Here is a 22,599-nt window from a genome sequence, read left to right as displayed (position 1 = left end):
TCGACTCGTACGATGCTCCGGTGAATCTTCGAGGTACGGTCCGCGCCGATCGTCCGCTGATGGTGCTCGCCGTCGGTGAGGAGGCCCGCTACCTGCCGACCGAGCTGCCGGTGCTGCTCACCGGCATGGGCAAGGTGAACGCCGCGAGCGCGGTGGCCGCCGTGCTCGCCGCCGGGCCGCGCCCGTCTCTGCTGCTCAACCTGGGCACGGCCGGCGCGTTGCGCCCCGGGTTGACCGGCATCCACGAGGTCGCCACAGTGCTCCAGCACGACCTGGACACCGACCTGCTGCGCACCCTCACCGGCGAGACCTACGGGGCGCCACTGTCGCTGGCCAGCGAGGGCGCGGTGCTGGCCACCGGTGACACGTTCGTGGCCGACGACGCGGCGCGGGACCGGTTGGCCCTGCGCGCCGACCTGGTCGACATGGAGGGGTACGCGGTGGCCTGGGCCGCCGCGCAGGCCGGCGTGCCGTGCCGGCTGGTCAAGCAGGTCAGCGACGAGGCGGGGGAGGGCGCGGCCCGCACCTGGCAGGAGTCGGTGGACGCGTGCGCCCGGGACCTCGCCGAGTGGGCCGCCCGACACGTCGCCTGAGTCGGCCGGGTCAGTCGCCGGATTGTTTGAACCGCAGGCCCGGCGTGGTCTCCCGGGCCGCTCCGGGCAGCAGGACGTGAGTCGCCAGCCCCAGCGCCACGACCACGGTGACCAGCACCGGCGGCCAGTGACCGGCCCAGGGCAGCACCAGCAGCAGCCCGATCAGGCAACTCATCCGCCACCACGGCACGTTCGTCGACACCAGCAGGGTGAACAGCGCGCGGCCGATCACGAACAGGATCGGACCGCCGATGATCAGCAGGAGCCACCGCGCCGGTGTCGTCCCGGTCGGCTGCGAGACGACCAGGTCGAACGCGGCCGCGGTGCCGACCACGCCGGCAAGCATCACCAGATGGGTGTACGGGGCCACCCGGGCCGGTCGGCCACCCCGCACCCCGGCTTCGAGCAACTCGCCGGCCCGGAAGACGTAGACCTGCCACATCAGCAGCATGACCGCGAACGCGCAGAACAACGCGGTGACCCGGACGCCGTCGAGATCGGTACGGCTGACCCGTATGGTGGGCACCAGGATGATGTCGCCGAGCGCCAGGATGAGGAACTGCTGGTACCGCTCGCCCAGGTGCCCGGTGGTCCGCTCGTACTGGTCGATCGGCACCCGGCCCAGCCAGGGCGTCGGGTAGCGGGCCGCCGCGGAGAGCAGGTCGATCGCGATGGCGATGATCCAGAGCGGCCAGTTCACGTCGCCGGTCACCGCGCCGGTGATCCATAAGACGCCTGACACCACGAACCAGAACAGGAACCGGGTGGCCCGGATCGTGGCCGCCCGGTGCCGCTGCCGATACAACGACGTGATCAGGATGATGCCGCGCAGCACGTGCGTACCGACGTACGCGACCGCGAAGATCAACGCGTGGCCGTCGGTGACCATCGGCAGGGACGCCGCCATCCCCACCGAGCCGACCATGGCGATCATCAGGATGGCCTGGATGGGACGTTGCTGCGGGTCGTAGAACTCGGTCGTGGTGGAGGTGACCGACCAGGTCCACCAGATGGCCGTCAACATCAGCAGCACCTTGGGGCCGCCGGACCAGGAGAGGTTCTCGGTCAACAGCGTCGACGTCAGCGCGAGGGCCGCCACGAACACCACGTCGAAGAGCAACTCCAGCAGGGTGGCCCGGGTCGACCCGTCCGGCCGGCGTACCAGTGCCGCGGTGCCTCCGGTGGTCATGCCCGGCCTCCCGCCGTGTCTCCGAGGATTATCGGCGGTGCCGGCGCGGCCCGTCCCCGGATCGGCGATTCCCGCCGGTCGGGGAAGAGGACGACCGGAGGTTGCCACGGCGTTGGGGGCCGGGTGATGCTTTAGCGCATCAATCAATCTCGATCTCGTCGGAGGTTCGGATGCGCCGCTCGCCGCTGGTCGCCCTCGTCCTGACCATCCTGCTGCTCGTCGCGCCCGGCGCCGTGCAGGCCGCCGTCCCCGACCGGGCCGCCGTGCCCGCACTCGACCCGGTGACCCTGCTGACCGGGGTACGCACCCCGGGCACCGCCTGGGGCCTCGACCCCGCCACCGGCCGGATGACCCTCACCGTCGACGACACCGTTGCCTCCAGCGAGCTGACCGCACTGCGGGCGGTGACCGACCGGGCCGGCGTGGTGCTGCGCCGCGAACCCGGAACACTGCGTCCCCTGATCGCCGGCGGGCAGGGCATCTACGGCGGCGGCGCACGATGCTCGCTCGGCGCGAACGCGCGCAGCGGCAGCACCTACTACGTGATCACCGCTGGGCACTGCACCGCCGCGGCGGCCACCTGGTACACCGACAGCGCCCAGACGACGGTGCTCGGCACCCGTACCGCCACCAGCTACCCCACAAACGACTACGGGCTGATCCGCTACACCGCCCGGATCGCCCACCCCAGCGCGGTCTACACCTACCCCGGCCTGTTGACCATCAACGGCCCCGGCACCGCGTACGTCGGTCAGGCGGTGTGCCGCAGCGGCAGCACCACCGGGGTGCGCTGCGGCACGGTCACCGGTCTCAACCAGACCGTCAACTACGCCACCGGCGTGATCTACGGACTGATCCGCACCAACATCTGCGCCGAGCCGGGCGACAGCGGCGGACCGCTCTACGTGGCCTCCACCGGCACCATCCTCGGCATCCTCTCCGGCGGAAGCGGCAACTGCACCACCGGTGGCACCACCTTCTACCAGCCGATCGCGGAGGTGCTGGCCGCGTACGGGTTGACGTTGCCCTGACCGGCGGGACACCGCTTGCCCGTCCCGCGCGGGACACCTAGGCTCGGCGACGCCCAGCACCCCCGCCGCGAGGACGTGTGCCCGATGCCGACCGCCCCCCGACCTGACCCGGCGAGTGTCCCGGCCGGCCTTCCGCCGGTCGAGGTGGCCGCGGTGGGGGAGACGATGGTGGTGCTCTGCCCCGCGCCGGGTGAGCCGCTGGAACGTGCCGAGCGGGTCGCCGTCTCGGTCGGTGGGGCGGAGTCCAACGTGGCCGGTTACCTGGCCCGTCTGGGGCACCGGACGACCTGGGTGAGCCGGGTCGGCGACGACCCCTTCGGGCGGGCCGTCGTCCGGCACGTCGCCGCCGCCGGCGTCCGCGTCGACCAGGTGTGCGTGGACCCGGCCGCCCCCACCGGCCTGTACGTCAAGGACCCGGGCCCGGAGGGCACCTCCGTGCACTACTACCGGGCCGGGTCGGCGGCGTCCCGGATGAACCCCGCCACGCTTGCCGACCCGGGGTTGGCCGGTGCCCGGGTGCTGCACCTGTCCGGGATCACCCCGGCGCTCTCCGCGTCCTGCCGGGCGCTCGTCGGGCACGCGGTGACCGACCGGCCGCTGGCGCAGGCGCTTGTCAGCTTCGACGTCAACCACCGGGCCCGGCTGTGGCCCGCCGAGCAGGCCGCGCCGGTGCTGCGCGACCTCGCCAACCGCTGCGACCTCGTCTTCGTCGGGCAGGACGAGGCGGAGACCCTCTGGGGCACCAGCGACCCGGGGGCCGTACGCGAGCTGCTTCCCGCGCCGCAGACGGTGGTGGTCAAGGACGGTGCGGTCGGCGCCACCGCACTGGACCGCGACGCCGAACCCGTCTTCGTGCCCGCTCCCCGGGTGACGGTGGTGGAGCCGGTCGGCGCCGGCGACGCGTTCGCCGCCGGCTACCTGGCCGGGCTGCTCCGCGACCTCGACCCGGTACGGCGGTTACGCCTCGGCCACCTCGTCGCCGCGCAGGCGCTGACGAGCAGCGGCGACAACGCCCCGGTCCCGGAGTGGGCCTGGTTCGAGAAGCTGATCGACGCCCCCGCCGACGCCTGGTCGCCGCTCGACCTGACCAGCCCGGCGACGACGACCTGAGTCGGGCCGTCGGCAACAGTTTCACCGCGACCCTGGATGGAGTGCACCATGACCACACCGGACTTCGACCACATCTTCGGCGGCGCCCGGGTGATGGCGATCCTGCGCGGCCTGCCGGTCGCCGAGACCGTTCGGCTCGCCGAGCGCGCCTGGGACCTCGGCATCGACGTGGTGGAGGTTCCGGTGGCCACCGCCGACGCGGTGCCGGCGCTGCGGGCCGCCGTCCAGGCGGGGGCCGAGCGTGACCGGATCGTCGGTGCCGGCACCGTGCTCGACGTCGACCAGGTCGCCGCGGCGGCCGACGCGGGCGCCCGGTTCACCGTCGCGCCCGGCCTGGACCTCGCGGTCGCCGACGCCGCTGCCGCGCGGGGCCTGCCGCACCTGCCCGGTGTGGCCACCCCCACCGAGGCCCAGCAGGCACTACGGCACGGTCTCACCTGGCTCAAGGCGTTCCCCGCGATCTCCCTCGGGCCGGCCTGGTTCACGGCCGTGGCCGGCCCACTGCCGCAGCTGCGCTTCGTCGCCACCGGCGGCCTCGACGCCGGCAACGCCGACGCGTTCCTGCAAGCAGGCGTACGCGTCGTAGCCGTCGGCTCCGCCCTGGCCGACCCAACCCAGCTAGACGCCCTAGCCAAACTAACCCGCCAAACCCCCTAACCCACCCCGCCCCCGCGCCCCCGCCCCCGCGCCCCCGCCCCCGCCCCCGCGCCCCCACACCTCGTCGATCAAGGAGTTGTGGTGGGGTGCAAAAGCCGCTTTCTGTTTGATGTCTGGCACCACAACTCCATGATCGACGAGGAAGGGCGGGTGGGGACGGCGCGCGCGGCGGCCGGGGACGCTCGCGGAGGGTGGCGGCACGCGGCGCGCGGCGCGCGGGGGCGGGGCGACGGCGGGGGCGGCGGCGAAGAAGGGCGCGGGGGTGGCGGCGGGGGTGGCGGGGTTGTGCCATGGCGTAGGTGCGTCGGGGTTTGGGGCGCGGTTGGGGTGGGCTTTACGTCGATGCTGTGGTGCGTACCACTTCTCGACACAAAGAGGTCATCGTGGCTCTGTCTCACCGGCGCCGCCGATCCGGGCTGATCGCCCTCGGCGCCGCCCTCACCCTGGCGGCCGGGTTCACCCCACCCGGCGCGGGAGCGGCTGCCGCCCCGCCGAACAACCCTGATCGTCCGGCGGGGCAACCCCCGGCCGCCGCCGGACGCGCGTCCACCGTCACCCTGATCACCGGTGACACGGTCACGGTCACCACCGCGGCGGACGGCAGCACGGTCTCCACAGTGCGCCGGCCGGACGGCAGCACCCCCAGCTTCCACCGCACGGTGCGCGACGGCGACACCTACGTCTACCCGGACGCCGCACTGTCCTATGTCACGAGTGGCGTGCTGGACCGGCAACTGTTCAACGTCACCGACCTGATCGCCGACGGCTACGACGACGCGCACACCGACGTGCTTCCGCTGATCGTGACGATGACCGACGCGGCGGCCCGCAACCGCACCCGACCCGCGGTGGACGGTGCCGAGCTGGTCCGACAGTTGGACAGCGTGCAGGGCGCGGCGTTGACCCGCAAGCGTGCCACCGCCGACCGGTTCTGGACGGCGCTCACCGCCGGATCGGCGGCCCGTCGTGCGGGTGCCGCCCCCACCCTGGCCAACGGCATCGCGAAGGTCTGGTTGGACGGCCGGGTGCACGGCGACCTGACCGAGTCCACCGCGCAGATCGGTGCGCCGAAGCTGTGGGCCGAGGGCAACACCGCCACCGGCGTCGACGTCGCGGTGCTCGACTCGGGGGCGGACGCCGAACACCCGGACCTCGTCGGCCAGATCGCCGAGTCCAGCAGCTTCGTGCCGTCGGAGCCCGACATCCTCGACTACAAGGGCCACGGTACGCACGTCGCCTCGACGATCGCCGGCACCGGCGCCGCGTCCGGGGGCGCTGAGCGGGGCGTCGCCCCGGGCGCCCGGCTGCACATCGGCAAGGTGCTCAACAGCGAGGGCAGCGGCCAGGACTCCTGGATCATCGCCGGGATGGAGTGGGCGGCCCGGGAGCAGAAGGCCCGGGTCGTGAGCATGAGCCTGGGCGGTGAGGCCACCGACGGCAGCGACCCCATGAGCCAGGCGGTCGACCGCCTCAGCGCCGAGACCGGCGCCCTCTTCGTGATCGCCGCCGGCAACAGCGGCCCGGCCACCATCGGCAGCCCGGGGGCGGCGAACTCCGCGCTCACCGTGGGCGCCGTCGACAGCACCGACCACCTCGCCGACTTCTCCAGCCAGGGCCCCCGCGCCGGCGACGGCGGCCTCAAGCCCGAGATCACCGCCCCCGGCGTGGACATCCTGGCGGCCCGCTCGCACCTCGTGCGGGGCGGCTCCGGGGACTACACGCTGATGAGCGGCACGTCGATGGCCACCCCGCACGTGGCGGGCACGGCCGCGCTCGTCGCCGCCGCGCACCCGGACTGGACGGGTCAGCGGATCAAGGAAGCACTGGTCAGTACGGTCGAGGCCACCCCCGGGTACACCCCGTACCAGGCGGGTGCCGGTCGGGTCGACGCGGTCGCCGCCGCGCACGCCACGGTCTTCGCCACCCCGAGTGCCTACTCCGGCTTCCAGGCGTGGCCGCAGCAGCCCGGCATGACCGTCGACCGGACGGTCACCTACACCAACGTCGGCGGCACGCCGGCCACCCTGAAGGTGACCCTCGACGCGGCCACCGCGCCGACCGGCCTGTTCGCGCTCTCCGCCGACCGGGTCACCGTGCCGGCGGGCGGCACCGCCACTGTGACGGTGACCGCCGCGTACGACAAGCTGCCGGTGGAGAAGCAGGTCAGCGGCATGGTCGTCGCCACCGACGACGCCGGTGTGGTCCGTGGCCGCACGCTGATCGGGGCGGGTAAGGAGGGCCAACGGCAGGACCTGACGCTCGTCGCGAAGGACCGCGACGGCAAGCCGCTCGTTGGCAAGGTCATCCTCACCACCGACGGTCTGTTCACCGCCGTGGACCTGCCCGAGAGCGGCACCGCGACCCTGCGGCTGCCGGTGGCGACCTGGTCCGGCTGGATCTCCGCGGACGTGCGCGGTGTGCACGGGCCGCGGTCCAAGGGCATGGCGATGCTCAGCTTCGCCGACGTCACCCTGGACCGGGACCGGACCGTCACCCTCGACGCCCGTGCCGCCCGGCAGGTGCGGGCCGTCGTGCCGCAGGAGGCCACCGCCACGTCGTTGCGGATGGACATCCACAGGTCCTCCGGAGCCAGCCTCACCGAGAGCCAGGTGCTGCCCGACGACTCGTACGACAGCATGTGGGCGTTGCCGACGGGCCGTAAGGTCACCGACGGCGAGTTCGAGTTCGGTGCCCGGTGGCGCCTCGAACAGCCGGCGTTGACGGTGTCGGCGGGCGGCCGCTCGTACGACGACCTGCTGGTGAAGCGGGCGACCCCGGCGCTGCCGGAGGGTCGCCGCCAGCTGGACGCGGTCTACGTCGCGGACGCGTCGGCGGCCGGGTTGGCGAAGCGGCCGGTCCGGGACCGGGCCGTGGTGGTCCGCCGCAGTGACAGTGTGGACATCGCCACCCAGGCGAAGGCCGCCGCGGCGGCCGGAGCCAAGCTGCTGCTCGTCGTCAACGACGGTGTCGGGCGGCTCCAGCCGTGGGACGAGTTCGCGTGGGGCCCGGAGAGCCCCGCCCCGGTGACCGTGGCCACGCTCGGCGCCGACGAGGGCGACCAGCTCATCGCCTCCCTGGAGCGCGGCGCGGTGCGGCTGACCGTCGAGTCGCAACCGGAGACCAGCTACCTGTACGACGTGGCGCACCACTGGGCCGGCGCGGTGCCGGGCGACCCCACCTACCGGCCGACGAAGCGGGACCTGGCCCGGGTGGACGTGGAGTTCCGCAACTACCGGCCGGGCAAGGCGTTGGAGTTCCGCACCGACATCTGGCGGGGCTGGGCGTCGAGCAACCAGGAGAACGCGCCGGCGCAGGGTCGGCGCACCGACTGGGTGAGCGCCGACCAGCGGTGGGTCGACGACGCGTACATCGCCGGCGAGACCGGCCAGCACCTGGTGGGGGTGATCGCGTACCCGGCCGGCAGGCCGAGCACCGTCACCTGGTTCGGCCCGATCCAGCGCCCACGGATGGGCGGGAACTACACGCCCGTGCGCTACCTGGACACCGTCTACCTGCCCGCGCCCGGTTGGGGCGACGGTGGCGGCCACATCGGTGAGGCGTACGCCAACTTCGACATGGTCAACCGGACCACCCTCTACCAGGGGGACAAGGAGCTGAACTGGGGCAACGCCGAGTACCTCCAGGTCGCCGGTCTGGCTGAGCAGCGACTGCCGTACCGGCTGGTGGTGGAGAACGACCGGGCCGCCTGGACCAACCCGTACTCGCGGCAGACCCGCACCGAGTGGGGCTTCAGCTCGGCGGTCACCGGGGAGGAGTCGGCGGAGGTACTGCCGATGATCCAGCTGGACTACCAGGTGGCCATCGACCGGGACGGGAAGGCGTCGCGGCGGGCGCCGCTCACCGTTGTCGCCTCGCACCTGCCCGGCGTTGCCGGCACGATCGGCGCGGTGACCGTCGAGGTGTCCTACGACGACGGGGCGAGCTGGCAGAAGCAGCGGCTGACCCGGCACGGCGACGGCTGGCGTACCTCGTTGGCCGCACCGGCGAAGGCCGGCTTCGTGAGCCTGCGCGCCACCGCGCGGGACACCGCCGGCAACACCGTGAGCCAGAGCATCACCCGGGCGTTCGGCCTGCGCTGACGCCACAGCCGCCGGCCGCCGGTCGGGGTGCCCGCGCACCCCGGTCGGCGGCCGTGCCCGGTTCAGCCAGTGGTCACCGGCCGGTCGAGGAAGAGCAGGCGGGCGCGCTTCTCCGGCAGGTCGATGAGCGGTCCGGGTTGGAACCCGGTGCGCAGGAACCTGTCGATGGCACGGTCGTTGCGGGCGTCCGGCTCCATCACCACCCGCCGTCGGGTCGGGTCGGCGAGGACGAAGTCGAGGATCGCGCCGAACAACGCGCCGGTGTAACCCCGCTCGACCGTCACCGGCGGCCCGATGAGCAGGTGGACGCCGATGTCACCGGGGCGTACGTCGTAGCACTCGCCGACCGGGTCGGCCTCGGGCTGGTAGGTCTGCGCCAGCGCGGACGGCACGCCGTCGCGGTGCACCAGGTACGCGTGGTGCGTGCTCAGCGAGTCCAGGTACGCGTAGATCTCGTGCACCCGCTCGCGGCTCGCCTCCCGCATTCCCCAGAAGCGGGCCCGCTCCTGGGTCACCCACCCGTGCAGCAGGTCGACGTCGTGGTCCGGCCGTACCGCGCGGATGGTGACCACCCCGAACCCGGTGACCTCACTGCGGTAGTGCTTGCCATCAGTGCTCATCTGGCTCCTCAACGAGGTGGTCCCAGTCTGTCACGACCGGTAGCAGCTCACCGGTCAGCCAGGCGGGTCTCTGGTCGTCGTGGTGCGGGTCGCCGGGCACCCCGCAGGCGCCGAGCGGGACCACCCAGCGGCTGTCCGCGCGGCGGGCCAGGTCCCAGACGAAGCGCGCCGCCGGCCCCCGGAAACACCAGTGGGTGGCCCCGGGCACGCTGGAGGTGGCCAGCACGCAGTCGTGGTCACCGTCGAGCCGGGGGCCGGGCCCGGCATCCGGGTCGGGCAGGGCCCGCCAGGACGCCAGCCGGTGCAGGTCCCCCCAGGGCGCCGCTGTGGCCGCCGCGTCGGCGACCTCCTCGGCCGCCGCGCCTACCAGCGCGGTGACGTCCACACCGGGCAGCGGCGCCGCGCCGAGCAGGTGCTCCAGCGCGTAACCGACGCGCGGCGTCAGCGCCAACCAGGGCGCGAACACCTCGGGGTACGCGGGCGGCTCGGCCAGCGCGGCCAGCGCCGGGTGGGCGGCGATCCGGCGTACGACAGCCGCCCGCAGCATGGCGTAGGCCGCCGCGTCCGTACTGTCGGCGGCCATCCGGCGGTCCCAGCTCAGCAGCCGTTCGCGCAGCGCGGCGGCGGCCGGGCCGAGCCCCGTCGACTCGTCCAGGACCGCAAGCAGTGGCCCGGCCGCGCCCAGGTACGTGTCGGTGTGCACGGTGGACATCTCGCCGGCCGTCCAGGCCGAACGGGCGTCGAGCAGTTCGGCGATGCGGTGCGCCCGGTGCGGTGGGGCGAACTCCACCCCGAGCGGCGCGGCAAGCCCGCGCTCGTTTGCCATCACCGACCGACCGACCACCTCGGCGCGCGGCATCGGCGCGTACCAGCCCCGCCAGGAGTGCGCGGCGTCCCATCCGGGGACCACCCGCCGGCCGTTCTCCGGGTGTCGGACCGGCACCGCCCCGGCGACCCGGTGCAGCAGCCCTCCGGCGGTGTCCGCCGCCTGCACCACGTTCACCGGCTCCACCCAGTGCCGCAGCGCGTGGTCCACGTCGGCCACGGTACGGGCGCGCAGCAGCTCCGGCAGCGTCGCGAAACCGAGGTCACCCCGGACCCGGGGCGGGTAGCGCAGACTGACGGCCGTGTCGTCGTCCGGCCCACCGGCGATCACCGGACCACGGTCGGTCTCCACCACCTCGACCTCGACCGGCTCGGCCCCGGCCACCTCGATCGTCTCCACGTGGCGGTGCGCCGGACGCCAGCCCTGCGGGCCGAGTGCCTGCACCCGGGGGCCGTCGCGGCGCAGCCGCTCCGCGTACACGTCCTGGTAGTCGGCCATCGCGTTGGTGATCGCCCACGCCACCCCGCCGGTGTGCCCGAAGTGCGCGATGCCCGGCACACCCGGCACCGCCAGCCCGACCACGTCGTACTCCGGGCAGGCCAACCGGATCTGTTGGTAGACGCCGGGATCCTCGATGAACCGGTGGGGGTCGCCGGCGAGCAGCGCGGCCCCGGTGCCGGTGCGCTCGGCGGCGAGCAGCCATCCGTTGCTGCCGGCGACGGCCGGGCCGTCGGTGGCGAACCTGTCGACCGCGTCCGGCCCGAGCCGCCGCGCCACGTGCTCACGCCAGAGCTTGCCGGGGAAGCCCGCGAACAGGATGTGGTGGCCCAGCCAGACCGCGAGCGGTGTCCACGGTTCCCACCGCCCCGGGCGCAGCCCGGTGGCGGCGAACTCCGGCGACCGGGCCGCGCCGGCGGCGAGACCGGCGTTGACGCCGTCCACGTAGGCGCCCACCCACTCGGCGGTCGCCGGGTCCAGCGCGGCGTGGCAGCGGCGCGCGGTGTCGTCGAGCCGGACCTGCCGGACGAAACGGTCCCAGCCGAGCGCGTCGGGGCCGAGGAACGCGGCGCTGCCGCCCCGGGCCCGGTGCCGTTCCACCTCGATCTGCCAGGCCCGGTCGTACGCGGTCACCCGGCCCTGCGCGGTGGCGAGGGCGAGCGGGTCGTCGGCGCGCAGGTGCGGGACGCCCCACGGGTCGCGGAAACGCGTGCCGGTTCGCTCGCCGCCGCTCACGCCGGCTCCGGGGCCAGGGCGGTGGCGCGGCGGCGGGCCGCCGGGACGACCAGCGGGGTGCCGGTCTCCGGGTCGTCGATGACCCGGCAGGGCAGCCCGAACACCTCCGTCACCAGGTCGGCGGTGACCACCGGCGTCGGCTCTCCGGCGGCCACCACCCGTCCGTCGCGCATGGCGATCAGGTGGGTGGCGTAGCGGGCCGCGTGGTTCAGGTCGTGCAGCACCGCGACGAGCGTGCGGCCCTGCTCCTCGTGCAGTCGGGCGCAGAGGTCCAGGATCTCGATCTGGTGGGCGATGTCGAGGTACGTGGTCGGCTCGTCGAGCAGCAGCAGGGGGGTCTGCTGGGCCAGCGCCATGGCGATCCAGACCCGCTGCCGTTGCCCGCCGGACAGCTCGTCCACAGGTCGGTCGGCGAGGTCGTCGACCCCGGTCGCGGCCATCGACTCCTGGACCACCCGTTCGTCCTCGCGCGACCACTGCCGCAGTAGCCCCTGGTGGGGGTAGCGCCCCCGGGCGACAAGCTCGGCGACGCTGATGCCGTCGGGTGCGATCGACGTCTGCGGCAGCAGGCCGAGCGTACGGGCCACCGTGCGGGCCGGCAGGTCGTGGATGTCCCGTCCGTCCAGCAGCACCGCTCCGGCGCTGGGGCGCAGCATCCGGGACAGCGCGCGCAGCAGCGTCGACTTGCCGCACGCGTTGGGGCCGATGATCACCGTGAAGGATCGGTCGGGCACCGCCACGGTCAGGTTCTCGGCGATGGTGCGCTTGTCGTAGGCGAGGGTCAGCGAGGTGCCGCCGAGCCGGGAATCGCCGGGTCGCATGGGTGCTCCTTCGAGGGCGTCACGGGTGTTCACAGCCGGCCCGCCCGGCGTTCGATGGCCAACAGCCAGACCAGGTAACCGCCGCCGATCACGCCGGTCACCACGCCGACCGGGAGTTGGTGCCCGGCGAACGCGCGTTGGGCCAGCAGGTCGGCGCCGACGAGCAGCGCCGCGCCGACGGCCATCGACGGCATCAGGTTCGGGCCCGGTGCCCGGGTCAGTCGTTTCGCCACGTGTGGGGCGACAAGCGCCACGAAGGACACCGGCCCGGCGGCGGCCGCCGCGAACGAGACCAGCAGCACGGCGGCGGCGAGCAGCACCAGGCGGAGCCGGCGTACCGGCACACCCAGGGCGCTCGCCGCGTCGTCGCCCAACTCCATCATCCGTAGCGCCGGGGCGCAGCCGACGAGCACCAGCGGCGCCACCACGACCAGGACGGCGAGCAGCGGCCCGGCGTTGGCCCAGCCGCGCCCGTCGAGGCTGCCGGTCAGCCAGAGCACCGCGCGGGCGGCGTCCATCAGCGGCGCCCGGGTGAGCAGGTAGCCGTTGACGCCGGTCAGGATCGCGGCCACCCCGATGCCGACCAGGATGAGCCGGTAGCCGTGCACTCCGCGCCGCCAGGCGAGCGCGTAGATCACCAGGCCGGTGCCGAGACCACCGACGACCGCGGCGCCGGCCAGTGCCAGGCTGCTGCCGCCGAGGACGACCACCACCAGTGCCCCGGTCGACGCGCCCTGGGTGAAGCCCAGGATGTCCGGGCTGCCGAGCGGATTGCGGACCAGCGACTGGAACACCGCGCCGGCGAGCGCCAGCGCCGCACCGACGAGCAGGGCCGTGACCAGTCGGGGCAGCCGCAGGTCGAACACGATGAACTGCTCCGCCAGGGTGCCACCGCCGGTAAGCGTGCGCAGCACGTCCGCCGGCCCCATCGGGTAGTCACCACTGCCCAGGGCCACCAGACCGAACCCGGCCGCGAGCACCGCCGCCACCGCACCGACAGCCACCGCGCGGGGCCGGAACCGCACCGACAACCCCCCAGGGGTACGGATGGCGGTCACGGTCGCGCCACCGGCCGCCGGGTGACCAGCCACAGGAAGAGCGGGCCGCCCAGCACGGCGGTCACCATGCCGACCTGGAGTTCCCCGGGGCGGCCCAGCACCCGGCCGAGCACGTCGGCGCCGAGCAGCAACGCGGGCGCGAGCACCGCACAGTACGGCAGCAGCCACCGCAGGTCCGGGCCGGTCAGGGCGCGGACCAGGTGCGGCACCAGCAGCCCGACGAAGACGATCGGACCGCAGGCGGCGGTCGCCGCGCCGCAGAGCAGGGTCACCGCGACGATCACGGCGGCGCGGATCAGGGCGGGGCGAGCACCGAGGGCTCGCGCCGCGTCGTCACCGAGCGCCAGCGCGTTCAGCGGACGCGCCGCGCCGAGCGCGACCAGCAGCCCGACGAGGACGAACGGCAGCACCCGGGTCACGGTCGCGGGGTCCGCGCTGGCCAGCGAGCCGACAGTCCAGAATCGGAGCCGCTCCAGCGAGGCGGTGTCCAGCAGCATCACCGCGCTCACGTACGAGTAGAGGGTGGCGTTGAGCGCCGCTCCGGCCAGCGCGAGTCGGGCCGGGGTGGCGCCCCGACCGCCGCCGACGGCGTAGACGAGGGCGGTCACCACCGCCGCGCCGAGCAGCGCGAACCAGACGTACCCGCCGACGGCGGTGACGCCCAGGAACGCGGCGGCGGTGGCGACGGCCGCGGAGGCGCCGGCGTTGATGCCGAGCAGGCCGGGGTCGGCGAGCGGGTTGCGGGTGAGGGCCTGCATGACCGCGCCCGCCACCCCGAGGGCGGCGCCGGCGAGCAGACCGAGCAGGGTGCGGGGCAGGCGCATCCGGTGCACCACGGCGTACTCCGTGGCGTCGTGGTGCAGCAGCCCGGACCAGACGTCGGCCAGCGGCATGGCCTTCGCGCCGAGCGCGATGCTGAGCACCACGATCACCGCGAGCAACGCCACGGCGGCGACCAGGCCGGCGGCACGTGCCACCCGACGACCACGTCGGTTCGGGGGTGGGGCCGCTTCCCGGGCCGGCACGGGCGGTGCCGGTCGGGTGACGGTGGGTGTGGCGTCCAGTGTGGGCTCCGGGATGGTGGCGAAACGGCGAACCGCTGTTGACAATGACCGAGGTTAGGCTAACCTAACCCCGCTGCCCCGGTCGACCCCGGCCAACCCTTGATCGAAAGACAACACCATGCCCGATGCCCTGTCCACCCGCCGTCTCTCCCGCCGTGGCCTGCTGGCCGCCGGTGGCGCCGCCGCGCTGACCACCCTGCTCGCCGCCTGCGGCAAGGACGACACCGCGAAGCCCGCCGCCGGCAACGGAAGTGGACCCTGGTCGTTCACCGACGACCGCGGCACGAAGGTCGAGGCCCCGGCCCGTCCGAACCGCGTGGTGGCCTTCACCGGCGTGGCGGCAGCCCTGATCGATTTCGGTCTCGACAAGCAGCTCGTCGGAGTGTTCGGCGAGACCAAGCGCGCCGATGGCACCGCCGACCCGCAGGCCGGCGACCTGAACGTCGAGAGCGTCGAGATCCTCGGCAACGTCTGGGGCGAGTTCAGCCTGGAGAAGTACGCGGCCCTGCGCCCCGAACTGCTCGTCACCCACATGTACGACCCGGACGCGCTCTGGTACGTGCCGGACGAGAGCAAGGCCAAGATCCTTCCGCTGGCGCCGAGTGTCGCGATCACCACCGCCCGGGTGCCGATGACCAAGCCCATCGAGCGGTACGCGGCGCTCGCCGAAGCCCTCGGCGCGGACCTCTCCGCGAAGAAGGTCACCGACGGCAAGGCCCGCTTCGACGCCGCCGCCGAGGCGGTCCGCCAGGCGGTCAAGGCCAACCCAGGAATCAAGGTGATGGCCTGCTCCGGCAGCCCCGACCTCTTCTACGTCTCCAACCCGAAGGTCAGCACCGACCTGATGTACTTCGCCGAGTTGGGCGTCGACATCGTGGTCCCCACCAAGCTCGAAGCCGGCGACTACTTCGAGGCGCTGAGCTGGGAGAGTGCCGGCAAGTTCCCCGCCGACCTGATCCTGCTCGACAACCGCAGCACCGCGCTGCAGGCCAAGGACCTGACCGCCAAGCCGACCTGGCAGCAACTGCCGGCGGTCAAGGCCAACCAGGTGAGCCCGTGGGACGCGGTACCCCGCTTCTCGTACGCCGGCTCCGCGCCGCTGTTGGAGAACCTCGCCACCGCCATCCGGAACGCGAAGAAGGTCAGCTGACGAACACCACATCCCCGGGCGCACCGCCGCGCCCGGGGTGGGTTCCGGCTGCCCTCGTCGAGAACGTGGAAGGACCACCAGTGACCGTGCCGACGTACCCCGTCGAGACCACCACGCCGCCACCGGCGACCACCGCCGCCCAAGCCCACCTGCTGCACGGCGGCTCGGTCGAGCAGTACCGCCGGACGATCGCCGACGGCGTCGACCGGGTCGCCCGCCGGGTGGCCACGGTGGACCGTCCCGGCACCGGAATCACCCCGGCCGAGCTGGCTCCCCTGGTCGACCGGGTGGACCTGGACCGGCCGCTCGGTGACGCCGGCGCCGCCCTCGACGAACTGGAGACCGTCTACCTGCGCGACGCGGTCTGGTTCCACCACCCCCGCTACCTGGCCCACCTCAACTGCCCGGTGGCCATCCCGGCGCTGCTCGGCGAGGCCGTGCTCACCGCCGTCAACTCCTCACTCGACACCTGGGACCAGAGCGCCGGGGCCACCCTCATCGAGCGACGGCTGATCGACTGGACGGCCGAGCGGATCGGCCTCGGCCCCCGCGCCGACGGCATCTTCACGAGCGGCGGCAGCCAGTCCAACCTCCAGGCGCTGCTGCTGGCGCGGGAGGAGGCGTGTGTCGACGCGATCGGCCCGGCGGCACGCGCGGAACTGCTGCCCCGGCTGCGCGTGATCACCTCCGCCGCCGGCCACTTCAGCGTGCAGAAGTCGGCAAAGCTGCTCGGTCTCGCCCCGGACGCGGTGATCGCGGTGCCCACCGACACCCGACGGCGGATCAACCCGGACGCCGTGCGCGCGGAGATCGTCAGGTGCCGGCAGGCCGGGCTGGTGGTGATGGCAGTCGTCGGCACCGCCGGCACCACCGACTTCGGCTCGATCGACCCGCTGACGGAGCTGGCCGGGATCTGCGCGGCAGCCGGCGTCTGGCTGCACGTCGACGCCGCGTACGGCTGCGGTCTGCTCGTCTCACCGACGCGCCGGCACCTGCTCGACGGCATCGAGCGGGCCGACTCGGTCACCGTGGACTTCCACAAGTCGTTCTTCCAACCGGTCAGCTCCAGCGCACTGCTGGTCCGCGACCGGCGGACGCTGCGGCACGTCACCTACCACGCCGACTACCTCAACCCGGCCCGGATGGTGGAGCAGCGCATCCCCAACCAGGTCGACAAGAGCATGCAGACCACCCGCCGCTTCGACGCGCTGAAGCTCTGGCTCACCCTGCGGGTGATGGGCCCGGACGCCCTCGGCGCGCTCTTCGACGAGGTCGTCGACCGGGCCGTCGACGCCTGGCGACTTGTCAGCGAGGACCCGCGCTTCGAGGTGGTGACCCGCTCGGAGTTGAGCACCGTGGTGTTCCGCTACCTGCCCACCGGCCCCGGCCGGGAGCTGGCCGACGCCGCCAACCTGCACGCCCGGGAGGCCCTGGCGGCGTCCGGTCTCGCCGTGGTCGCCGGGACCCGGGTGGACGGCCGGCACTTCCTGAAGTTCACCCTGCTCAACCCGGCCACCACCGTCGACGACGTCGGGTACGTGCTCGACCTGATCGCCACCCACGCCGGCCGGTACGTGCACGACAACGCCGCCGCCGAACTGACCTGCCACGTCGGCTGAGGCCGGTGACCACGAACCCGCGTCTGGAGACCAGGATGTCCACCCACGACTTCATCGCCATCGGGTTGGGCCCGTACAACCTGGGCCTGGCCTGCCTCACCGCGCCGATCGACGAACTCGACGGGGTGTTCCTGGAGGCCCGGCCGAGCCTCGCCTGGCACCCCGGCATGCTGCTGGAGTCGGCCCGGTTGCAGACCCCGTTCATCGCCGACCTGGTCAGCCTCGCCGACCCGACGTCGCCGTACTCCTTCCTCAACTACCTCAAGGAGATCGGCCGGCTCTACCCGTTCTACATCCGGGAGAGCTTCTACCCGCTGCGCAGCGAGTACGACGCGTACTGCCGGTGGGCGGCGGCGAAACTGCCGAACCTGCGCTTCGGTCAGACCGTGACCACTGTGGAGTACGACAGCGCCGACGAGCGGTACGTGGTGCGGGCCAGCACCGGCACGGGGGAGACCGTCGAGTACCGGGCCCGGCACCTGGTGCTCGGCACCGGCACCCCGCCGCACCTGCCACCGGCCGTCGCCGGTCTGCCCGGCGACGCCGTGCACAACTCCCACTACCTGGAGCACCGCACGACGCTGCGCACCAAGCGCAGCATCACCGTGGTGGGCAGCGGGCAGAGCGCCGCCGAGATCTACCACGACCTGCTCGGCGACATCGACAGGTACGGCTACCAGCTCAACTGGGTGACCCGGTCGCCGCGCTTCTTCCCGCTCGAGTACACCAAGCTGACGCTGGAGATGACCTCGCCGGACTACGTGGACTACTTCCACGCGCTGCCCGAGACGACCCGCTACCGGCTGGAGTCCGAGCAGAAGGGCCTGTTCAAGGGGATCAACGCCGACCTGATCAACGACATCTTCGACCTGCTCTACGCGCACAGCGTCGACGGGCCGGTGAACACCCGCCTGCTCACCAACACCGAGCTGGTCAGCGCCGAGCACCAGGACGGGGAGTACACGCTGGGGCTGCGTCAGGTGGAGCAGGAACGCGAGTTCGCCCTGCGTACCGAGGGCCTCGTCCTGGCCACCGGCTACCACTACCGGGTGCCCGAGTTCCTCGCGCCGGTGCGCGACCGGATCCGCTGGGACGCGCACGACCGCTTCGACGTGGCCCGCAACTACAGCATCGACCACACCGGGCGGGGCATCTTCCTGCAGAACGCGGGCACCCACACCCACAGCATCACCTCACCCGACCTGGGCATGGGCGCCTACCGCAACTCCTGGATCATCAGCGAGCTGCTCGGCCGGGAGCACTACCCGATCGAGAAGAGCATCACCTTCCAGGAGTTCGGGGTGTCGTCGTGACCACCGTCTTCACCCGCGCCGACGCCCGGCTCGGCGAGTTCGCGCTGCGGCGGCTCGACCCGGACACCGACGCGGCGCTGCTGCACGGCTGGGTCACCCACCCGAAGGCGGCGTTCTGGCTGATGCAGGACGCCGACGTGGCCCAGGTGACCGAGGAGTACCGGCGGATCGCCGAGCACCCGCACCACGACGCGTACCTCGGACTGTGGCGGGGGAGTCCCGCCTTCCTCGCCGAGCGCTACGACCCGGCCCACGTCGAGCTTGTCGGCCTCTACGACCACCAGCCCGGGGACGTGGGCATGCACTTCCTCTGCGCGCCTGTCGACGCGCCCGTGCACGGCTTCACCCGGGCGGTGATCGGCACCGTGATGGCGTGGCTCTTCGACGACCCGACCACCCGACGGGTGTTGGTCGAGCCGGACGTGCGCAACACCGCCGTGCACGCGCTGAACGCCGCGGTCGGCTTCACTGTCGTCGGCCCGATCGCCAAACCCGAGAAGGACGCGCTGCTCAGCGTCTGCACCCGAGCCCAGTTCGAGGCCGCCACCGACCGGGCCGCCGCCACCGCAACCGAAGGAGCCCCGGCGTGACCACCACCACCGCCGTCCCGACCCAGCCGCCCGTCGCCACCGCGTACCCCGCCCCCGGCGACCCGGTCGGGCACCTCACCCCGCAGCGGTGGGCCCGGGCCAACCGGCTGCTGGTCCGCAAGGCGCTCGCCGAGTTCACCCACGAACGGCTGCTCACCCCGAACGCCGTGGCCGGCCCGGACGACCGGCAGTGGTACGAGGTCCGCAGCGACGACGGCACCGTCACCTACCGCTTCGTGGCGCGGGTGCTCGCCCTGGCGCACTGGCAGATCGACGCCGACAGCATCACCCGGCACCGGGACGGCGAGTCCCTGGCACCGGACGCGGTGGACCTCGTCGTCGAACTGCGCGACACCCTGGGGCTCTCCGCGCGGGTGCTGCCGGTCTACCTGGAGGAGATCACCTCGACGCTCGCGGGCACGGCGTACAAACTGGCCCAGGCGGCGCCGAGCGCGGCCGAGCTGGCCGAGGCGGACTTCCAGACCATCGAGACCTCGATGACCGAGGGCCACCCCTGCTTCGTGGCGAACAACGGCCGGCTCGGCTTCGGCGTCGACGAGTACCACAGGTACGCCCCGGAGGCCGCCGCGCCGGTGCGGCTGGAGTGGCTGGCCGCGCACCGGGACCACTCGACGTTCAGCAGCGCCGCCGACCTCGACTACGACGCTCTCATCGAGAGCGAACTCGACGACGGGACCCGGGCCCGGTTCGCGGCCACCATGGCCGATCTCGGGCTGGACCTGGCCGACTACCACCTGATCCCGGCGCACCCGTGGCAGTGGTGGAACAAGCTGGCGGTCACCTTCGCCGGTGAGCTGGCCGCGCGTCGGCTGGTGCACCTTGGCCCCGGACCGGACGTGTACCTCGCCCAGCAGTCCATCCGCACCTTCTTCAACGTCAGCGAGCCGGGCCGGCACTACGTCAAGACCGCGCTGTCGGTGCTGAACATGGGCTTCATGCGCGGGTTGTCCGCCGCGTACATGGCAGCCACCCCGGCGATCAACGACTGGTTGGCCGACCTCATCGCCTCCGACGAGGTGCTGACCGGCACCGGCCTGACCGTGATCCGGGAACGGGCCGCGGTGGGTTACCGGCACCGGCAGTACGAGGCGGCGACCGAGCGCACCTCCCCGTACCGCAAGATGTTGGCCGCCCTCTGGCGGGAGAGCCCGGTGCCCGACCTGGCGGCGGGGCAGCGACTGTCCACCATGGCCGCGTTGCTGCACGTCGACGACGAGGGCGGGTCACTTGCGGCGGCGCTGATCGCCCGGTCCGGCCGGACGCCCGAGGTGTGGCTGCGCCGATACCTGGATGCCTACCTGACCCCGTTGCTGCACAGCTTCTACGCCCACGACCTGGCCTTCATGCCGCACGGCGAGAACGTCATCCTGGTCCTCGACGAGTCCGACACCGTCCAGCGGGTGATCTTCAAGGACATCGCCGAGGAGATCGCGGTGATGAGCGACGAGGTCGAGTTGCCGGCGGCGGTGGAGCGGATCCGCGTCGAGGTGCCCGACGACACCAAGCTGCTCAGCATCTTCACCGACGTGGTGGACTGCTTCCTGCGGCACCTCAACGCCGTCCTGGTCGAGGCCGGTGTGCTCGCCGAGGACGACTTCTGGCGCACGGTGGCGGCCTGTGCCGCCGACTACTTCGACCGGGTGCCGCACCTGGCCGAGCGGGTCCGCCACTACGACCTGTTCGCCCCCGAGTTCACGCTGTCCTGTCTCAACCGGCTGCAGCTGCGCGACAACCAGCAGATGATCGACCTGGCCGACCCGTCGGCGGCTCTCCAGTTCGTCGGCACCCTCACCAACCCGCTCGCCGCCCACGCTCCGGCCCGCTGACCGCTGTCGCGTCTGGTCAGCGCGAACCTCAACGGGTGCAATAGGCGGATGGGATTCCTGAGTACCGCGAGCCTGTTCGCCGCCACCCTGACCACCGGCCTGACCGCCGGGCTGTTCGCCGCCTTCGCGTACGCGGTCATGCCGGGCCTGGCTCGTACCGACGACCGGACGCTGGTGCTCGCCATGCGGCGGATCAACGAGTCGATCCTCAACGGGTGGTTCGCGGTGTGCTTCGGCGGCGCGCTGCTGTTCACGCTGCTGGCGGCGGCGCTGCACCTGGGGGCCGGGCGGCGGGCGGTGCTGCCCTGGGTGGTTGCCGCGCTGGTGCTGTACCTGGTGGTGCTCGGCGTCACCGCCGTCGTCAACGTGCCGCTCAACAACGTGCTGGCCCGCGCCGGCGACGTCGACGACGCTGCCGACCTCGCGGCCCTGCGGACGCGTTTCGAGGTCACCTGGGTGCGGGGCAACGTGGTCCGTGCCGTCGCGTCGACAGGCGCGTTCGGGCTCCTGGCCTGGGCGCTGGTGGCCGAGGGCCGGCTGTCCGGCTGAGTCGGGCGGAGGACCGGCGAGGCCCCCGCACCGGCTCAGTCGGTCGTCTCCGCCGTGCCGGCGCCCTGGAACGCGCGGGCCAGCTGGGCGAGGTCGAAGCCCTCGAAGTGCTGGAGGAACCGCCGACGTACGGCAGCCAGGTGGCTGGGCCACGACTCCTCCAGGCGGGCGAAGCCCGCATCGGTGAGGACGGCGTTCCAGCCGCGGGCGTCCTCCTCGCACCGCTCCCGCCGGACCAGACCCTGGGTCTCCAGCCGGATGATCGTGCGGGTCATGCCGCTGAGCGAGAGGTGGCAGAGCGCGGCGAGTTCGTTCATGCGCATCCGCCGGCCTGGAGTCTCGGAGAGGTTCATCAGCGCCGTGTACTCGGTGAGTGGTAGCTGACGGTCACCGACCATGTCCGCGTCGATCGCGCGGGGTAGGACGTGCATCACCTGGCCCAGGGCGCGGACCAGGGACTCCTCGTCGGGGTTGAGGGGCTGGGGAGTCGCTGCGGCGGGGTTGGACATCCTCATATCATACTTGCTTGACCGATCAATTGCTTACCCTCTGTGTGATGACGCCCATAGGCCAGGTATTTGCTTGACCAATCAAGCAGCGACTAGCGTTCCGGCGTCAGGCAAGGACCCCTCTGAAAGGCGCCACACATGACCAGGATCGGGATCATCCTCGGAAGCACCCGTCCGGGGCGTAACGGCGAGGCCGTCGCCCGCTGGGTGCTCGAGATCGCCAAGCAGCGCTCCGACGCGGAGTACGAGCTGATCGACCTGCTCGACTACCAGCTGCCGCACCTCGACGAGGCGTACCCGCCCTCGATGGGCCAGTACACCCAGCCGCACACCAAGCGGTGGGCCGAGACGATCGCGTCGTTCGACGGCTTCATCATCGTCACGCCCGAGTACAACCACTCGACCTCGGGTGCCCTGAAGAACGCGATCGACTTCCTCTACGGCGAGTGGAACAACAAGGCCGTCGGCTTCGTCAGCTACGGCTCCGTCGGCGGCACCCGTGCCGTGGAGCACCTGCGTCTGATCTCCGGCGAGCTGCAGATGGCCGACGTGCGCGCGCAGGTCGCGCTGTCGCTCTTCACCGACTTCGAGAACTTCAGCGTCTTCAAGCCCAACCAGTTCCACCAGGACTCGCTGACCACCACGCTCGATCAGGTGGTCGCCTGGAGCACGGCGCTCGCGCCGCTGCGCAAGGCCTGAGCGTCTCGCGCTCTCCGGAAA

19 protein-coding genes are annotated in these 22,599 nt (G+C 72.6%); 12 read left to right on the top strand and 7 right to left on the bottom strand.

Annotated features, from left to right (window positions below):
* The first annotated feature begins 20 nt into the window (after window positions 1-20).
* Window positions 21-593, top strand: a complete 573-nt coding sequence (locus ACWER9_RS17200; RefSeq protein WP_452302750.1) for a nucleosidase — start codon at window positions 21-23, stop codon at window positions 591-593.
* Window positions 594-603: 10 nt separating this feature from the next.
* Here ACWER9_RS17200 and ACWER9_RS17195 read toward each other — a convergent pair whose 3' ends face one another.
* Complete coding sequence (locus ACWER9_RS17195; protein ID WP_452302749.1) at window positions 604-1,782, bottom strand: low temperature requirement protein A; 1,179 nt, start codon at window positions 1,780-1,782, stop codon at window positions 604-606.
* Between the two features lie 170 nt (window positions 1,783-1,952).
* Here ACWER9_RS17195 and ACWER9_RS17190 point away from each other — a divergent pair, with 170 nt between their 5' ends.
* The 4 genes from ACWER9_RS17190 to ACWER9_RS17175 all read left to right on the top strand — a co-directional run bounded on the left by ACWER9_RS17190 (window position 1,953) and on the right by ACWER9_RS17175 (window position 8,680).
* A complete protein-coding gene (locus ACWER9_RS17190) occupies window positions 1,953-2,813 on the top strand; it encodes a S1 family peptidase (protein ID WP_452302748.1) in 861 nt (286 codons plus the stop codon).
* An 84-nt stretch (window positions 2,814-2,897) separates the two neighbouring features.
* Window positions 2,898-3,923: a sugar kinase gene (locus ACWER9_RS17185; protein WP_452302747.1), complete on the top strand. Its 1,026-nt coding sequence runs from the start codon at window positions 2,898-2,900 to the stop codon at window positions 3,921-3,923.
* Between the two features lie 48 nt (window positions 3,924-3,971).
* Window positions 3,972-4,580 (top strand): bifunctional 4-hydroxy-2-oxoglutarate aldolase/2-dehydro-3-deoxy-phosphogluconate aldolase, encoded by a 609-nt coding sequence (locus ACWER9_RS17180; protein WP_452302746.1) that lies wholly within the window; start codon window positions 3,972-3,974, stop codon window positions 4,578-4,580.
* 383 nt (window positions 4,581-4,963) lie between these two features.
* Window positions 4,964-8,680 (top strand): S8 family serine peptidase, encoded by a 3,717-nt coding sequence (locus tag ACWER9_RS17175; protein ID WP_452302745.1) that lies wholly within the window; start codon window positions 4,964-4,966, stop codon window positions 8,678-8,680.
* 62 nt (window positions 8,681-8,742) lie between these two features.
* Here ACWER9_RS17175 and ACWER9_RS17170 read toward each other — a convergent pair whose 3' ends face one another.
* From ACWER9_RS17170 to ACWER9_RS17150, 5 genes are read right to left on the bottom strand one after another with little or no spacing between them, the layout of a single operon-like run.
* Window positions 8,743-9,300 carry a GNAT family N-acetyltransferase gene (locus tag ACWER9_RS17170; protein WP_452302744.1) on the bottom strand — a complete coding sequence of 186 codons (558 nt, stop codon included), beginning with the start codon at window positions 9,298-9,300 and terminating at the stop codon, window positions 8,743-8,745.
* Entirely contained in the window at window positions 9,290-11,359 is a 2,070-nt protein-coding gene (locus tag ACWER9_RS17165) for a penicillin acylase family protein (protein ID WP_452302743.1), read from the bottom strand. The genes ACWER9_RS17170 and ACWER9_RS17165 overlap by 11 nt, the downstream gene beginning before the upstream one ends.
* Window positions 11,356-12,180, bottom strand: coding sequence for an ABC transporter ATP-binding protein (locus ACWER9_RS17160; RefSeq protein WP_452302742.1), 825 nt, complete (start codon window positions 12,178-12,180; stop codon window positions 11,356-11,358). The genes ACWER9_RS17165 and ACWER9_RS17160 overlap by 4 nt, the downstream gene beginning before the upstream one ends.
* Window positions 12,181-12,209: 29 nt before the next feature.
* Entirely contained in the window at window positions 12,210-13,238 is a 1,029-nt protein-coding gene (locus tag ACWER9_RS17155) for a FecCD family ABC transporter permease (RefSeq protein ID WP_452302741.1), read from the bottom strand.
* The gene (locus tag ACWER9_RS17150) at window positions 13,235-14,347 is read right to left on the bottom strand and encodes a FecCD family ABC transporter permease (protein WP_452302740.1); all 1,113 of its coding nucleotides are present in this window, start codon (window positions 14,345-14,347) and stop codon (window positions 13,235-13,237) included. Before ACWER9_RS17150 ends, ACWER9_RS17155 begins: the two co-directional genes overlap by 4 nt.
* A 73-nt stretch (window positions 14,348-14,420) precedes the next feature.
* On the opposite strand from ACWER9_RS17150, the gene ACWER9_RS17145 reads away from it, so the two are divergent.
* From ACWER9_RS17145 to ACWER9_RS17120, 6 genes are all read left to right on the top strand, one after another.
* Window positions 14,421-15,452: an ABC transporter substrate-binding protein gene (locus tag ACWER9_RS17145; protein WP_452302739.1), complete on the top strand. Its 1,032-nt coding sequence runs from the start codon at window positions 14,421-14,423 to the stop codon at window positions 15,450-15,452.
* An 80-nt stretch (window positions 15,453-15,532) separates the two neighbouring features.
* A complete protein-coding gene (locus tag ACWER9_RS17140; RefSeq protein ID WP_452302738.1) occupies window positions 15,533-17,071 on the top strand; it encodes a pyridoxal phosphate-dependent decarboxylase family protein in 1,539 nt (512 codons plus the stop codon).
* A 35-nt stretch (window positions 17,072-17,106) separates the two neighbouring features.
* Entirely contained in the window at window positions 17,107-18,384 is a 1,278-nt protein-coding gene (locus ACWER9_RS17135; protein ID WP_452302787.1) for a lysine N(6)-hydroxylase/L-ornithine N(5)-oxygenase family protein, read from the top strand.
* Window positions 18,381-18,974: a GNAT family N-acetyltransferase gene (locus tag ACWER9_RS17130; protein ID WP_452302737.1), complete on the top strand. Its 594-nt coding sequence runs from the start codon at window positions 18,381-18,383 to the stop codon at window positions 18,972-18,974. The genes ACWER9_RS17135 and ACWER9_RS17130 overlap by 4 nt, the downstream gene beginning before the upstream one ends.
* Window positions 18,971-20,821: an IucA/IucC family protein gene (locus tag ACWER9_RS17125; RefSeq protein ID WP_452302736.1), complete on the top strand. Its 1,851-nt coding sequence runs from the start codon at window positions 18,971-18,973 to the stop codon at window positions 20,819-20,821. Before ACWER9_RS17130 ends, ACWER9_RS17125 begins: the two co-directional genes overlap by 4 nt.
* Window positions 20,822-20,869: 48 nt before the next feature.
* Complete coding sequence (locus tag ACWER9_RS17120) at window positions 20,870-21,370, top strand: anthrone oxygenase family protein (protein WP_452302735.1); 501 nt, start codon at window positions 20,870-20,872, stop codon at window positions 21,368-21,370.
* Window positions 21,371-21,405: 35 nt separating this feature from the next.
* Here the strand turns inward: ACWER9_RS17120 and ACWER9_RS17115 are convergent, their stop codons facing one another.
* Window positions 21,406-21,879 carry a MarR family winged helix-turn-helix transcriptional regulator gene (locus ACWER9_RS17115; protein WP_452302734.1) on the bottom strand — a complete coding sequence of 158 codons (474 nt, stop codon included), beginning with the start codon at window positions 21,877-21,879 and terminating at the stop codon, window positions 21,406-21,408.
* 138 nt (window positions 21,880-22,017) lie between these two features.
* Here ACWER9_RS17115 and ACWER9_RS17110 point away from each other — a divergent pair, with 138 nt between their 5' ends.
* On the top strand, window positions 22,018-22,578 hold the full coding sequence (locus ACWER9_RS17110) for an NADPH-dependent FMN reductase (protein WP_452302733.1): 561 nt from the start codon (window positions 22,018-22,020) through the stop codon (window positions 22,576-22,578).
* Window positions 22,579-22,599: the final 21 nt, after the last annotated feature.

This window comes from Micromonospora sp. NPDC003944, assembly GCF_053605225.1.
This window is presented reverse-complemented; position numbering and strand designations above follow the sequence as displayed.

Excerpts from the sequence above, each read along its gene's own strand:
- ACWER9_RS17170 (WP_452302744.1), bottom strand. The coding sequence starts at position 9,300 with ATGAGCACTGATGGCAAGCACTACCGCAGTGAGGTCACCGGGTTCGGG.
- ACWER9_RS17115 (WP_452302734.1), bottom strand. The coding sequence starts at position 21,879 with ATGTCCAACCCCGCCGCAGCGACTCCCCAGCCCCTCAACCCCGACGAG.
- ACWER9_RS17190 (WP_452302748.1), top strand. The coding sequence starts at position 1,953 with ATGCGCCGCTCGCCGCTGGTCGCCCTCGTCCTGACCATCCTGCTGCTC.
- ACWER9_RS17195 (WP_452302749.1), bottom strand. The coding sequence starts at position 1,782 with ATGACCACCGGAGGCACCGCGGCACTGGTACGCCGGCCGGACGGGTCG.
- ACWER9_RS17120 (WP_452302735.1), top strand. The coding sequence starts at position 20,870 with ATGGGATTCCTGAGTACCGCGAGCCTGTTCGCCGCCACCCTGACCACC.
- ACWER9_RS17145 (WP_452302739.1), top strand. The coding sequence starts at position 14,421 with ATGCCCGATGCCCTGTCCACCCGCCGTCTCTCCCGCCGTGGCCTGCTG.
- ACWER9_RS17185 (WP_452302747.1), top strand. The coding sequence starts at position 2,898 with ATGCCGACCGCCCCCCGACCTGACCCGGCGAGTGTCCCGGCCGGCCTT.
- ACWER9_RS17135 (WP_452302787.1), top strand. The coding sequence starts at position 17,107 with ATGTCCACCCACGACTTCATCGCCATCGGGTTGGGCCCGTACAACCTG.
- ACWER9_RS17160 (WP_452302742.1), bottom strand. The coding sequence starts at position 12,180 with ATGCGACCCGGCGATTCCCGGCTCGGCGGCACCTCGCTGACCCTCGCC.
- ACWER9_RS17180 (WP_452302746.1), top strand. The coding sequence starts at position 3,972 with ATGACCACACCGGACTTCGACCACATCTTCGGCGGCGCCCGGGTGATG.
- ACWER9_RS17110 (WP_452302733.1), top strand. The coding sequence starts at position 22,018 with ATGACCAGGATCGGGATCATCCTCGGAAGCACCCGTCCGGGGCGTAAC.